The organism is Methanosarcina mazei S-6 (assembly GCF_000970205.1).
GTDB lineage: Archaea > Halobacteriota > Methanosarcinia > Methanosarcinales > Methanosarcinaceae > Methanosarcina > Methanosarcina mazei.
In genome coordinates, this window is record NZ_CP009512.1 from 4,095,020 (window position 1) to 4,108,528 (window position 13,509).

Annotated in this window: 7 protein-coding genes and 1 pseudogene; 3 read left to right on the forward strand and 5 right to left on the reverse strand. The window is 40.2% G+C overall.

All coding sequences use genetic code 11. The features are described 5' to 3' along the window. The first annotated feature begins 402 nt into the window (after positions 1-402). Positions 403-1,835: pseudogene (locus MSMAS_RS17615) on the forward strand (IS66-like element ISMma14 family transposase). Between the two features lie 61 nt (positions 1,836-1,896). Here the strand turns inward: MSMAS_RS17615 and MSMAS_RS17620 are convergent. The 5 genes from MSMAS_RS17620 to MSMAS_RS17640 all read right to left on the reverse strand — a co-directional run bounded on the left by MSMAS_RS17620 (position 1,897) and on the right by MSMAS_RS17640 (position 9,992). After that, complete coding sequence (locus MSMAS_RS17620) at positions 1,897-2,307, reverse strand: hypothetical protein (protein WP_011033295.1); 411 nt, start codon at positions 2,305-2,307, stop codon at positions 1,897-1,899. Positions 2,308-2,826: 519 nt separating this feature from the next. Further along, entirely contained in the window at positions 2,827-4,536 is a 1,710-nt protein-coding gene (gene argS, locus MSMAS_RS17625; protein ID WP_011033294.1) for an arginine--tRNA ligase, read from the reverse strand. Positions 4,537-4,797: 261 nt separating this feature from the next. Continuing rightward, entirely contained in the window at positions 4,798-6,045 is a 1,248-nt protein-coding gene (gene prf1, locus MSMAS_RS17630; RefSeq protein WP_011033293.1) for a peptide chain release factor aRF-1, read from the reverse strand. A gap of 841 nt (positions 6,046-6,886) precedes the next feature. Next, a complete protein-coding gene (twy1, locus tag MSMAS_RS17635) occupies positions 6,887-7,912 on the reverse strand; it encodes a 4-demethylwyosine synthase TYW1 (RefSeq protein ID WP_048041259.1) in 1,026 nt (341 codons plus the stop codon). 136 nt (positions 7,913-8,048) lie between these two features. Further along, the gene (locus tag MSMAS_RS17640; protein ID WP_011033291.1) at positions 8,049-9,992 is read right to left on the reverse strand and encodes a DNA-directed DNA polymerase II small subunit; all 1,944 of its coding nucleotides are present in this window, start codon (positions 9,990-9,992) and stop codon (positions 8,049-8,051) included. A gap of 1,273 nt (positions 9,993-11,265) precedes the next feature. Here MSMAS_RS17640 and MSMAS_RS17645 point away from each other — a divergent pair. Further along, the gene (locus MSMAS_RS17645) at positions 11,266-11,823 is read left to right on the forward strand and encodes a S26 family signal peptidase (protein WP_011033290.1); all 558 of its coding nucleotides are present in this window, start codon (positions 11,266-11,268) and stop codon (positions 11,821-11,823) included. Between the two features lie 360 nt (positions 11,824-12,183). Next, complete coding sequence (gene dusB, locus MSMAS_RS17650; protein ID WP_011033289.1) at positions 12,184-13,155, forward strand: tRNA dihydrouridine synthase DusB; 972 nt, start codon at positions 12,184-12,186, stop codon at positions 13,153-13,155. Positions 13,156-13,509 lie beyond the last annotated feature (354 nt).

Genomic DNA, 13,509 nt, shown 5'->3' on the forward strand with positions numbered 1-13,509 from the left:
CTGTATAATTCGATCCCATATTCTGAAAAATTCGGTCTCTTATGTTTTCAGGAGGATTTTGCGTAATTGAATTCGAGAAGGTGAGCAGGTGCACCTCCCGGTATCGCATATTTAAAAGTTTTATTCTCCGGTTCCAGATGCAGAAAAAAAATCATATGCCTTCTGGAATTTAAAGGCTCAAGCAAAATCTGTTCTGCCCTTATACCGTAAAGCTGAGACTTATATCCGAGTGGAGATTTATATCCGAGTGGAGACTTATATCCAATCAGAGACTTCATCACGGCAAAAAATACTATTATTCAGTAAAAAAGGAAAGTAACTATTCAGGTAGCCTTAACGAGGCTACACATTTTTCCTCGTTCCGAGGAAAAATTGGATATAAAATGATTCCTTTTTAGCTTTATGAAACGTGATGAGATTCTTTCTTACTGTGCTTCAAATCCTGAAATTATTGTAGCTTACATTGAGAGTTTAGAATCTCAAGTTAAAGAACTCACTGAAAGACTTGTAGCCTTAGAATCTCGTTTAAATCAAAACAGTCGTAACAGCAGTCGACCTCCTTCTACTGATTATTTTGTCAAAGAGAAACCTAATCCCAAGAGTCTGCGTAAACCAAGCGGGAAGAAACCTGGAGGTCAGGAAGGTCATCCAGGCACGACTCTTGATATGGTTGATCATCCTGAGTAGGTAATAGAACATTCTTTGACCTGCTGCAAAGAATGCGGATCTACCCTTGAGAATGTTGAAGTTGAAGCTTATGAGAGAAGACAGGTCTTTGACATTCCTCCCGTAAATCTAATTGTTACAGAACATAAAAGTCAGATTAAAACCTGTCCTTGTTGTGGAAAGTTGAATAAAGCCGTTTTTCCCGAATCAGTGAAATATCCGGTTCAGTATGGCCCTAATATTTTAGCTTCAGCTATTTACTGTAAAAATTACCAGTTTGTTCCTTATGATAGAATTTCTGAGTTATTTGAAGACATTATGGGAATAAAAATCTGTCCGCTACGATAATTAGAGCAGAAAGAGAATGTTTCCAGAATTTAGAGGAATTTGAAAACGTTATTAGAGAGAAGTTATTAGCCTCGCCTGTAATCAATTTTGATGAAACTGGTATGAAGATTGAAGGAAAAAGACACTGGCTTCATGTAGCTTCTAATGAAAAATACACATGTTATTTTGCTCATACAAAAAGAGGAGCAGAAGCAATAGATGCTATGGGAATTCTTCCGAAGTTTAAGGGAGTAGCAGTTCATGATGGATGGAAACCTTACAACGTTTATGATTGTGATCATGCTCTGTGTAACGCTCATTTACAGAGAGAACTTACAGGAATTGAAGAGAACTATAAACAGACATGGGCTAAAGAGATGAATGAACTGCTCACTGAGATGAAGAAATACACTGATGAGTGTAAAGAGCAATTAAGAGAACCTGATTTTGAGCAAATTAAAGCATTGGAAGAAAGGTTTGATGCAATTATCATTAGAGCGCTTGAAGAAAATCCGCATTCTCTAAATCCTGAAAAACAGGGAAAACGCGGTAAAAATCCAAAAACAAAATCAAGGAATCTGCTGGATAGGTTTATAGAACACAAAGAAAAGATTCTGAGATTCCTGACAGATTTGAAAGTTCCATTTGATAATAATCAGGCAGAAAGAGATATCAGGATGATGAAACTACAGCAGAAAATATCGGGAACTTTCAGAAAAGCAATGGGAGCGCAAGCTTTCTGCAGAATTAGGGCGTACATTTCTACAGGAAAAAAGAACGGTTTACCTGTTTTAGAGGGTATTCGTGCGGCGCTCATAGGAGCGCCGTTAACTATACTCTGAGCAGTTACAAAGGAAAAAGAAAAAAATAATATAAATTGTGTAAATTCCCGCATCTGGGTACTCAATGCCTTTTCTTATACCTTGCAAGAATTTCTCTGTTTGCCTCAAAAGCTTTCTCCTCAATGTAACCCTTTTCCAGCGCCCATTCAAAAAAGGACTGGAGAACCCTTGCAGCTGTCCCGACGAATTTTTTGCCTCCTCCCACTTCAATCACATAGTCGTCAAGGAAATCATGGATCCCTTCAGAACTGATTTGTTCGGGGCTACAAACATCAAAGTAATTTCTATTTTCGAGTTCAGACGGGGTAGCACAGAGAGCCTTGTCTTCTTCTGACAGATAGTCCTCAGCATTGAGCTCAAGGAATTCTTCATAAAGAAGAATCACATCCTCACAATCCAGGAAGGCGTCAGGCTTTAAAGAGGCTTCCTGTTCGCTTAAGAATTTCCGGAAAGCTTCGTTTATTGTGATCATATTTATCTCTGCAATGCAATTTGTAGAGTAATATCAGTTCGTTATACGAGATCTTATATTTTTCTAGAAGGCGCTTTATACAAAATTCTGCTACTGCTACTATATATCTGTTTTCTAAGAAAAATCAAAATAGCGGATCATACAAATCAAGATAATAAATTAAAAATAAGAAATTAGGATACTAAGCCGGGATAATAAATTAGAAATAAGGAGTTAAGATACTGAACAAGGATGATAAATTGAAAACATAGAAAATGGAGATATTAAATCAGGTAACAAGTTAAAAATAAGAAATTAGAAAAAAAGAAAATAGAAAATAGAAAATAGAGAAAGAAGAAAAAATGTTCCTGCTTTTTCTTTTTAGATCTTTCTGTTTAGATATTTCCGTTTAGATATTTCATTTTAGATCTTTAATTTTAGATTTTTCTTTTAGATTTTTTCTTTTAGATTTTTTCTTTTAGATTTTTTTTCTTTTATCTGCTATTCTCTCTTTCGATTCCTTTCGTTTATTTTGCTTTTTTACATTGATTCAGGGGCAATAATTCCAAGAGTATCAAGAGAATTTGCAAGGACGACCCTGGCACAGTCCACAAGAGCCAGCCTTGCAGCCCTGACATTTTCATCCTCGGCTGCAATAACCGGAACGAAACGGTAGAACTGGTTGAAGGCATCGGCAAGTTCGCGGGCATAAATAGCTAGAACGTGGGGCTTGAGTTCACGAGCTCCAAGGTCGATGACGCTGTCAAACATCGCCATCTTCTTAATAAGATCGATCTCGCTGTCTTCGACAAGGAGAGAGGGGTCAATCTCTTTATCAGGATTCCAGGCTGCTTCCTCTTTTGCTTTCTCAAGGATGCTGCAGGCACGCGCATGGGAATACTGGATGTAAGGAGCTCCCTGCTTCTCAAAATCAAGAGCTTCTTTCCAGTTGAAGACTGTGGATTTTTCGGGAGAAACCCTGACTATATCGTAGCGGACCGCACCAAGTCCTACTGCTTCTGCAACCTGCTTTTTGAATTCATATGATGTTTCAGGGCGGCGGGTTTCGACCTGTTCAAAAGCAGCTCCAGTGACCCTATCAAAAAGATCGTCCGCGCTTATAAACTGCCCGCGGCGGGTGCTCATGGAGCCTTCAGGCAGAGAGACAAACTCAAAGATTACAACCTCAGGCTCTTTGACTCCGATCGCATTCAGAGTAGCCCTGAGCTGGCCGGAAATAAGCTTGTGGTCGGCTCCGAAAACATCAATTATGCGGTCTGCCTGCCCGGCTTTCCATTCGTGGTAAGCAAGGTCGCGGGTTGTGTAGAGAGAAGTGCCGTTTGAACGCTGGATAACAAGAGTCTTTTCAAACCCGTAATCCGAAAGGTCAACAACAAGAGCTCCTTTGTCCGTTTTTGTCCTGCCTGTAGCCTTGATGCGTTCAACAATATCATGGACTGCACCGGACTTAAGGAAAGTGGACTCACTTACGAACTTATCGTGAGCCACATTTAAACGGAGCAGAGTCTCCTTGATACCTGCAACAGCCAGAGAAACTGCCTTATCAAAATGCTCGATAGTCCTGACATCTCCGGCTTCCACCTTTTCCATGAGGGCATCAATTTCCTTTATATACCCAGGGTTTTTGTCCAGCTCAACATTGGCTTTAATATATACGTCAGCAATTGCGGAATCGGACTTTCTGGAGAGGTCAAGCTCAAAGCGTTCACACGCCCATGATACTACAGCAATCTGTCTGCCCATATCATTAACATAATACTGGACCTCCACGTCGTATCCTGCGCGTCTGAGGATGCGGGCAAGAGTATCCCCTATAATTGAGTTACGGATATGCCCTACATGAAGGGGACCGTTTGGGTTTGCCGAGGTGTGTTCAAGGAGAATTCTGTCCTTTGGAGCCCCGCAGCCAAACTTCTCTTTCTCTTTAAGGACAGCATTCACCGTTCCATTAAGGTAGTGCTTTCCTGCAAAGAAGTTAATATAAGGACCTGCGGCACTCACTTTTCCTATAAATGAGCCTTCAGGAATTTCAACTGCAGAAACGATGCGTGACGCCAGATCTTTTGGGTTTTGCCTGTGAATGCCCGCAAGCCTGAATGCGGCTCTGCTTGCAAGGTCAGCATGAGGAGAGGTTTCGAATTGAAGTTCGGAATCCTCAACCTCAAACCCTGCTTTTCGAATAGCTTCTTTTAAGATTGATGTAGCCTGAGCTTTGAGTTCCAGGAACAAGATTAATCACCTGTATAAATTACCTGTAAAAAACTGAAATTACTTAATAAATCCTTGTATGATAGATTTAATCTGTCAAATTGTGATCTGATCTATTATCGATTAATATTGACCTATCGATTAATATTGACCCAGGATTTGACTGGTATAATATTTTTAATTTACAACTCCTGATCCACTGATCTAAAGGACAATTGAATTAAAAAAGTATTGGGTAAAAAATTACCGGATAGGAGGAGGGGACTTTGCCCCTGAATGAGATCAGACTCCGGTATTGTATCTCAGGATTGCAGCTATGCCTCCAAAGGCGTTCATGAGCTGAGAACCTTCATCAAAGTCTGTGGATACGAAGACCACTTTTGCATTACTTTTGTCGGCAAGCTCAGAGAATTCGTCAACAATATCAGTAACATCCGTAACCTCAAGAGAAGAGCCACACTTGGGACAGTTCCCTGCTGCAGGTGCGGGTTCTCCGGGTTTCCAGCGCCTTGTCCACTTGTTTTCATATCCGCAGACACTGCATTTTGTAGTTACTCTTTCTGCACGCAGATCTTCGGAAAGCAGGAGCACGTCCACAGAATTAATCTCAAGGTTTGCCCTTACCTGAGATTCACCGTAGGCTACCTTACCCGAATCGGCGATCAGTTCCTTGAAAAAGTCTCTGACAGCATTTTTCTGGCCCATGAGTTCAAGGTCCTGAAGCTTTTCACCTGCAGCATTAACAAGCTCGGAAAGCCCGGATTCATCGGTGTATGCCGTATCAAAGAGTCCAAGGATTTTCTTCATGAGTTCATGGTGCAAAAACTCCCCTGCATGAAACTCTTCTTTTGTCGGAGAGGGACCTCCAATAAGCACACCCTTGAGGTCTTTGTGGTCAACAGCCATGAAGACTTCACTTGCAGCATCTCCTATCCTCTTGTAAAAGTCATGGATTGCGATAAGCCTGAGCTGCTGGAAACGGTGGGCACTCTGACCTCCTTTCCTCTGCTTTCCCGGAACTGTTGATGTCAGGTTGCGGAAAGGCTGGATTCTTTTTCCCACAAGAAGACCTATGGTTGCTTCCCTGCGGTCAAGAACCAGAAGTCCGTAAGTGTTCTTATCTTTAAGCATGTCCTCAAGAGGCTCAAGATAGAAAGATGAATCACAGTGATACTTATAGACAGTGATGGGGTCAGGAGGAACGATTACCTCGCTTTCCATGCTCGTCTTATTAGCTCCTATATCAACAGCACCCGTAAAGTATACTATCCCGTTCTCAGGCACTTTGTCCAAGTATCTGAGCCTTGAAAGCAGAGACTCGATTGCCCCCTGAACATTTGTCCTCGTAAGCTTGGACTTGATATTAGCAGCCTGCCCATGCTCGTCTTTTAACTGGTTTGTGACATCGAAAATTTGCTTATCAGGAGGGATATAGAGAGATATAAGCTCAGTGCTTCTTCCTTTCTTGTCCCTGAGACCCTCAAGCTTCTTTTTAAATTCGTATTTTTCATGTGCGGATTGTTCAGTCATTTTAAGAATTCCCCGATGAATAAAGAAGTATGATTCGTGATTATTGTGACTTTGTTAGCGAATTGAAACTTTAAATTGTTTCGTTAGCCAGATTAATTTAGCTTTAGTAAATCCAGTAATTGTAAATATAGTTATTAAGTAAAATATTTGCTTAGCATATCGGTTGTATACAACGGATAACTGGAGGATTTGATAAGGATAAATCACACAGTGAGTTCCTGTCTCACCCGAAATCCGGGTATAAAAACCGCCTGAAACGCGAAGAACCTGAGAGTGGAAAATACATCTTTCAGAAGCCAGCATCCAGACAAGCTGCGAAACCATTCGCTAAAGCCTGCATTTATGCTATGCAAACCTGACAGATTTCGCACCCTTTTGATCGCACTAGATATGAGACATAATCTTACTCAGACTGTATGTAATAGTTAAAAGTTTGTTTAATTTAGATTAAATTATCCCCTGACGGGATCATACCCTAATTGAAACTTAGGTTTATATTTGTTTCTATACCCCAACTTATTTTATATATTCACGAAACTATAAAAATTTTTCTGTTTTCTGATTCCCAAAAAACCAGTTTCTTGAAAGATAGAAAGAACCAGAAAACATAAAAATGGAAAGGTAGGTAATAATAGAAAAGAGAATGAAAAAAGAAGGTCAAACAGCAAGATTTTAATCCGGACAAGAAGTCTTTTTTACTGCTTCTTTTTACTGCTTCTTTTTACTGCTTCTTTTTACTGCTTCTTTTTACTACTTCTTTTTACTACTTCTTTTTACTGCTTCTTTTTACTGCTTCTTTTTACTGCTTCTTTTTACTACTTCTTTTTACTACTTCTTTTTACTACTTCTTTTTTACAGGAGATTTTCTTCCGTCCTTTGAAAGCAAAACTACCCGGCTGATTTCGGATTCGTCTGCAATTTCATATCCCAGGTGCTTTGCGAGTTCTTTTGAAAATTCAAGCACTTCTTCATGAGACGGCATGGCAGAGCGTTCAAGGCGAAGCCGTGAGAAACCAAGGTGCATATAGGCTTTAATTTCAACAAAATCCGGTGAGGCTTTTTTAATCATTTCGGCGTAACCTTCCGGATTGAATATGTTTTCACCCTTAACAAGAGTGGTTCTGATGACTGTCCGCGAGGATTTATCCTTCATGATGTCCAGGGACTCATTTATCCTGTCCCAGAGTGCAGGAGATTTTGGCTGGCAGATCCTGAGATAGGTCTCAAGGTCAGGGGCGTCAAGGCTCATGTATAATTGGGAAGGATTAACTTTTGCGAGCATCGAGGGGACAGTTCCATTTGTTACCAGAAAGGTAGTAAATCCTCTTTTTTCGTATTCCTCAATGAGTTCCGGAAGGTAAGGGTAAAATGTTGGCTCTCCGGACAGTGAGATTGCGACATTATTGGGCTGATTGCCCTCAAGCCAGCGTTCCCGGAGTGCATTTGGAGAGCCACCGAAACCCGTAATCAATTTGCGCTGGCAGGCAATGCTTTCCTCAACTATCTTTTCAGGAAAGTCCCATTCTCCGGGCGCGGGCACAGGAACCTCAGTAGGACGCCAGCAGAAAAGACAGCGCTGGTTGCACATAAGAGTTGGAGTCATCTGAAGGCATCGGTGGGACTGAACTCCGTAAAATTTCGATTTGTAGCAGAAGCCTTCGTCGTTCATGGCTTTCCGGAGCCAGAGACAGGTCTTTACAGCCGAGTGGCGGCCTGCCAGGGCATAGCCCTGCTTTTTAAGAAGGGTAGCAAAATCAGGGATATCAAAGGGAAGAGAAGTCTGCTCTTCACCTGTGTTTTCTTCCTGGACTTCAGGAAGGTTTTCCCCGAAATTTTCCTGTTCTTTCTTTTTTTCTTCAAGCGGCATTTTTCGGATATTAATTCTTTGTGGTATATATAAGGATCGGAAAATAATTTTAGAGAACTGCAGGTAGAGCACACAGATGGCAGAGCAATTAGAATTCTCAGTCCTGTCCTGATCAAAAAGATTCGGTCAACTTAATTTAATCGAATGCCAGGATCTTTACATCAAAATCTGCAAGATCCACAACTGGAACCCGAGCCGGCACTGGAACGAGATTTACACGTTTCTGGAACTCAGTTTGTGCCTGCCATGTTCCGGAATTGACCAGAAGGACATTTTTATAGCGCTGGACTCCCAGGGTATGGACGTGCCCGGTGTGAATAATATCAGGAACTGGATCAATTATAAAATAGTCTTTTTTCTCCGGGGATATGGAAACGCGGCTTCCGTATGTTGGAGCAAGATGCCTGCGCTTAAGCATTTCAAGGACTGCACCTGCAGGCTCATGATATGAAACTCCCGGAACACTTGCCACAAGATCATCAATCGACCTTCCGTGATAGATAAGTATTCGGATTCCATCAAGGTCCACAAGAGCAGGGTTGCCTACGAATGTGACATTTTCAGGAAAGTCCGCACAGATCCTCTCAGGCAGGGCAGGCTGCGGTTCTGCCTGGCGTACAGCATCATGGTTTCCGGGACTTATAATCACACGAATGTGTCTGGGAATTTCTTTAAAGTAATCGGCCGCTTTCCTGTACTGTTCATAAACATCAAGAATATCGAGTTCCATTTCCTGGTCAGGATAGATCCCAATTCCATCCACAAGGTCTCCTGCAACAACCAGATAACGGACCTGGGACGCGATCTCCCTCATCTCTTCAGAATCAGACTCTCCTTTTAAAAAATCCAGAAAATCCAGCCAGGCGTCTTCAAGAAACTGGGAACTTCCCACATGTACATCCGAAATAAGCACAACTTTTCCGTGGCTTCCTGTCCTGTGCTGTATACTGTTCGGGACATCAGGCTGAAGAATCTTTGTAGCAAGCATAAGGTTTCCGTCATTTGTAACCGAGCCTGTTACTCCGATAACCTCATCCAGAATAAGCCGCGAAGCCAGTTCGTAGAGTTCTTTATCGCTGTTCCGGATAAGGACTGAAAAAGAGCCTGTAGAGTCCTCCAGAGAAAGAATTTTGTGCCCATTATTGGTGCTGCTGATATCCGAAACAATCCCTATAATGGATAGCTCCTCATTACCGCCGTCTGATCCGCGCCTAAAACTCCTCTTCTTCAAACTTTCTATAGGGCGTGCATTCATCCTGCCCCTGAGGATTTCAGAGAGCTTGCTGTATCTATCTCTGAAGTATTGCACGAACTGCACATACTCTCCGACACAGGTTGAATGCCCGGTGATGTCGGAAAGCACTGTAATGGGGTTAAGGCCAGAAATATGCCTGACTCCTTCAGCTCTGGAACTTGAAGAAAGAGCTCCTTCATTTGAGAAAAAGGAGTCAGCTCTGGAAGCGCTTTTAAAAGCAGAAAACGATTTAGAGCCGGCCTCTCCGAAAAAAGAAGAAACCTGTTTTTCTATCCCGCCAGAAGATGGATAAACAGTACTGGCTAGAGAACCGTGGGCAGCAATATCAGAAGCAGGCTCCTGAGAAAAAGAGATGTCGGAATCTGTTACTGGATTGTTGTGAGGGATATCAAACCCTGAAACCACTTCCGTTTCAACACTCAAAGTTGATCCCTCTTCCTCGAGAGAGTCTGAAAGAGAACCAGGAGTTTTTACCTTTTCAGAATTATTTAACCTATCAGAATTTACGGGTTCTGAGGAAGGGGAGGAAATGACATCTGAAGGTTTATTTCCTGAAGACATATTTCCTGCGGACATGTTACCTGACTGTGCTCGAGAAAGTGTTAGCGAGGGAGATTCAGAAGCGTCAAAAGCCTTTTTCGAAGCTTCAAAACCTTTCAGATCGATATGTTCAGATTCAATAACAAAAATACAGTCATCAATAGTTGAAAGGACGTATTTTAGAAGGCTTTCAGGGGAAATACTTGATTTAATTAGCTCTACTGCTGAAGGGCTTATCTGATACCCTTCTTCTGTTACTGCCCTTACAATATCAATTTCATTCATAATTTCGACCTGATTACCCGACCTGGTCTCTTGACTGTCAGAATTTAATAGACCCTTACTCCATTATATCCAACAACTTGAAGTCAAAAGAATTAAGGGAAAGACCCATTTAAAATATAAAAAATAATCACATACAAAAATAATTCGATACAACCAGAATAATATTGTATAGTCCTGGTAAATTATTTTTATTCTCAATATTATCTGAGAACTTCTGTTAGTACTATAATATCGGTATATGTACATTATATGTGTAATAATGCATAGTGCATGTACAGTATATGTGCAATAATGATAGTATATGTACAGTATATTGAAGTATAATTAACATACAATTGCTAACGATCTTGATATAACCATTGATAACGTCCTAAGAATTATATTAGGTACTTTTATAATATTACATGAGGACTGTTTAAGAGTCTGCCTGCCAGTTGTCTTTTTTACATTAGAATAAATAAATGTGTGTCTTCTTTTAACTGCCTGTATTACTCTGATACTAAGTAAAATATGATACTCTCAAAGAATTATTTATACTCCAGATTCTTTATATTCCAGATTCTTTGTATTCCAGATTCTTTGTATTCCAGATTCTTTGTATTCCAGATTCTTTGTATTCCAGATTCTTTGTATTCCAGATTCTTTATATTCCAGATTTTTTTTTGTTTTCGGATTATACTAGAAACAAATTTCTGAACAACGTATCAAATCCTATGGAATTTCAGTCTATTTATTAAAAAGAAATCCATAAAAATAACACATCCAGATGATAAATTTTAATTTAATATAGGAGAAAAACAAATCATAAAAGCGAATATACTGAAAAGTCCTGGATTAAACAAAAAGTCCAGTAAAATTAAAAGCATAATAATTAGATTAATTAGACTAAATACATAATAACCTGGTTAAAAAATCTGGATATGGATTAAATACACGATGACCAGAAAATACACGATGACCAGATAGAATCTCGACATCAGATTAAACACATGTGTCAGATTAAATATCCAACAATTGGGTTAAATAAATTATAATCAATTAAATATTTAAAAATCGGATCATATGTTAATTAGATTAAATATACGATAACCGGATTCATACTAGAATATACGATAACCGGATTCATACTAGAATATACGATAACCAGATTCATACAAAACATTAAAAAATATTGGTGATCTGATTAATAAAGTGCTGAAAAGGTTACAGACCGAATGAGATATAAATATAATACAGCACCAGAAGAATAAGACAAAGGGAATAAAGGCTTACTATGAGTAAAAATAATACACAAAAAAATACCCAGGAAGAAGAAAGTTTCCTGGTTTCCTTTGGAAAGGATTTGCTGTCGGTTGCGGCTGTCCTGATAGCCTTTATGGTTCTTTCCAAACTGGCATTCGGACTCTGGACCCCTATGGTTGCAGTGGAATCGGGAAGCATGGAACCTCATATGCAGGTAGGGGACATTATTTTCATAAAAAATATTGACAGGGTCGATCTTGTTACCAATCAAGAAGGAAAAAATTCAGACTATATGACCTTCGGAGACTATGGAGATGTGATTCTCTACCGACCCTATGGGGAGGACAGCATAACTCCCATAATACATAGAGCAATGTACAGAGTGGAAGCCGGAGAGCCTATGTGGGAAGACGGTCCTGTTGCCCCATATGCGGGATACATTACCAAGGGAGATAACCCTGTAACTAACAGGCACTATGACCAGGAAGGACAGATAAGCTACTACGTGCCTGTAAAGGATGAATGGATAATTGGAGTTGCAAGATACAGGATTCCTTACCTTGGACATATCAGGCTGCTCTTTTCATGAGCCCTTTGGACCACACAACCGTCAGCAAACAGAAATTCCATAATTTATATTTTTTTCAGATTCAATAATTGATGTTTTTCCTTCATTTTCAATAATTTACATTTGAGATTTAATTGTGAAGTTTAATTGATCTATCTCCAGCATCTTTAACTTCACTTATTTTTAACTTAATTTTAAGAAGCTATCCTTCCCAGCGTCTATTTGACCTTTTCAGGATTCTTACGAAATCTTTTTGAGCTTCAGCAAATCCGGGTAGACCGTGAATATTAATCCGTAAGTATAAATGTCTCCAGAATGAAGAGAAACCTGAAATAAAAATCAAAGATAGAATATAAAAACCAGTTCAAAATCGTAAGAAACATGAAACTTAAAAAACTGAAAATTGGCAGGACAGAGCTTTCTGGAAACCTCCTTCTCGCACCTATGGCAGATGTAACAAATCTGGCTTTCAGGCTGCTTTGCAGGAGGTATGGAGCTGACCTTACATATACCGAAATGATAAATGTAGATGCTTTGCTCAATGAAAGCAGAAAGTCTTTCATTAAAGGGCTGAGCTCTGAGGAGGACAGACCTTTTGGAGTTCAACTCGTAGGAGGGTGTCCTGATAAGTTAAAAAGAGCTGCACTCTTTATTGAAGAAGAGTACAGGCCCGAGATTATTGATGTCAACATGGGCTGCCCCGCAAGATGTATTACAGGCGCTGGCTGTGGTTCTGCCCTTCTCAACTCTCCGGAACTTGTATATTCAATAATCTTGGAGCTGACAGAGTCACTTGACACTCCGGTCAGCGCAAAAATCAGACTCCTCGGAAGAGAGGAAAAAACGCTTGAAATTGCCCGCCTGATAGAAAAGGCGGGGGCATCAGCTGTGACCGTGCACGGCAGGACGGCAGCACAGATGTATTCAGGTAACTCGAATCTTGAGGGGATAAGAGCTGTCAAAAATGAACTTTCTATCCCGGTCATCGCAAACGGGGATGTAAAAGATGAAGAATCTGCAGAAAGGACGTTAGAATTAACAGGCTGCGACGGACTCATGATAGGGCGTGCAGCAATGGGCAACCCATTTATATTCAAAAAAATCAGGCACTACCTGGAAACCGGCGAAAAGCTTGGAGCAGATAAGCCTTTCAGGCAGCTTGAGGATTTTAACTCTTATATTTCACTCCTTGAAGAACACAACCTGCTTTCATCCATAAACCTGAGAATGCACGCACACTGGTTTACCAAAGGACTTCGCGGCTCGCGGCATGTCAGGGAAAAAATCAATGGTTTGGAAGATGGAAAAGCCATAACTGAACTGATAAGAAGTTTTTGCCAGGAAATATATTAAAATATCTCTTTTTTGGAGCAAAGCTTTGTTTACGGCAACAAGGAAAAAAAACGTTGTTAATCGGCAGGTTAACCTGAGAACAATAATTATAAAACACCTAAAAAATAATTTCTGATTAGAAGTATTTATAAGTAATTTTACGACTTTCACCGAAAACCTAATAATAATCTACACTATTATCCATGAACTATCAGGCACCAAACGGCGTGAAGATACAATTAAGAATATATTAAATTCAAAATACTATGATCCAATAATATGAATACTTTCAGGTTCACAATTTTGCCGCCCAGAGTTTTGATTAGCGCAAGATCACTCTGGGTGTTTATAGTGTCTGACAAAATCCGGTTAAGA